Origin of the sequence: Kitasatospora sp. NPDC007106, assembly GCF_040634455.1 — a bacterium.
GTDB classification, from domain to species: domain Bacteria; phylum Actinomycetota; class Actinomycetes; order Streptomycetales; family Streptomycetaceae; genus Kitasatospora; species Kitasatospora arboriphila.
Genome location: NZ_JBEYFP010001264.1, coordinates 1 through 1341, shown reverse-complemented (window position 1 = coordinate 1341; position 1341 = coordinate 1). Strand labels below are relative to the sequence as shown.

The 1341-nt window shown below is 76.1% G+C and carries 2 protein-coding genes; one reads left to right on the top strand and one right to left on the bottom strand.

Translation table 11 applies throughout. From position 1 onward, the window contains the following. Positions 1-579 (bottom strand): FAD-binding oxidoreductase (locus ABZ641_RS37700; RefSeq protein ID WP_359989118.1); only part of this gene is annotated, 579 nt, incomplete at its 3' end. A gap of 82 nt (positions 580-661) precedes the next feature. Here ABZ641_RS37700 and ABZ641_RS37695 point away from each other — a divergent pair. Beyond that, a complete protein-coding gene (locus ABZ641_RS37695; RefSeq protein ID WP_344628186.1) occupies positions 662-1267 on the top strand; it encodes a hypothetical protein in 606 nt (201 codons plus the stop codon). Positions 1268-1341: the final 74 nt, after the last annotated feature.

Genomic DNA, 1341 nt, shown 5'->3' with positions numbered 1-1341 from the left:
GCCGGGCAGCTCGCGCAGCGCGGCGCGGGCGGCGGCGTCCAGCGGCCCGCCGGCGGTGAACTCGGTGCCGTCGGCGAGCAGCACGTCGAGCGCGTGCACGTTGTCCGAGGTGCGGCCCCAGGCCACCGAGTGCGAGCCGCAGGCGTTGTTGCCGATCATCCCGCCGAGGGTGCAGCGGCTGTGCGTGGACGGGTCCGGCCCGAAGCACAGCCCGTACGGGCGGGCCGCCCGCTGCAGGTCGTCCAGGACGGTGCCGGGCTCGACCCGGGCGGTGCGCGCGTCCGGGTCCACCGAGAGGACCCGCCCCAGCCGGCGGCGGAAGTCCAGCACGACCGCCCCGGGGCCGATCGCCTGACCGCCGATGCTGGTCCCGGAGCCGCGCGGCACCACCGGCACGCCGAACTCGCGGCAGAGCGCGACCGCGGCCCGGACGTCGTCGAGGTCGGCGGGCTTGACCACGCCGCGCGGGACGTGCCGGTAGTTGGAGGCGTCGTGGCCGTAGACGGCGCGTTCGGCGGTGCCGAAGCGCACCTCGCCCCGCAGGGCGGCGGTCAGGGCGCGTTCCAGTCCGGTGGCCATGGGCCGATCATCGCAAACCGGCGGGCCCGCGGTGCCGACCCCGGCCGCGGGGTGACGGGGTGTCATCCGGCAGACTCGGCCCATGAGCGACGATCATGCGAACCCGTACCTCGCCCGCCTGCCGATCGGCGAGTCCGTGCCCTTCCCCGCGGACGGCATGCCCGGTTGGGACATCTTCCCGTTCGAGGGCGACATCAAGGTCAAGCCGCTGAAGGCGCCCGAACTGCCCGAGCCGCCCCGGGACGGCGAGGACGGGCCCGCGGACTGCAGCCAGTGCGCCCGGCCCGACGCGGACTTCCTGTGGACGGACGAGCACTGGCGGCTCTCCGGCCCCGGCGAGCCCGCGGCCGTCCCGGCGATCGTGCTGCTCCAGCCCCGGGCCCACCACGACCTCGCCGACCTGCCGCCGGAGCGGGCCGCGGAGCTCGGCCCGATGCTGCAGCGGGTCGAGCGGGCCGTGATGTCGCTCGGCGGGATCGCCCGGGTCCACCAGAACAAGTGGGGCGACGGCGCCGCCCACCTGCACGTCTGGTTCATCGGCCGGCCCGCCGGGATGATGCAGCTGCGCGGCAGCCTGCTCCCGGTCTGGGACGACCTGCTGCCGAAGGTGCCCGCCGAGGAGTGGCGGGAGACCGGCCGCCGGATCGCCGCGGCGATGGCCGCCGACGGCGGCACCGCACACGTCTGAGGCGGGTGCACCGCAAGGGGCACAGGGTCCACCACAAGGGGCGTGTGGGGGCACCTCCCAGCCTTCGGCCGAAA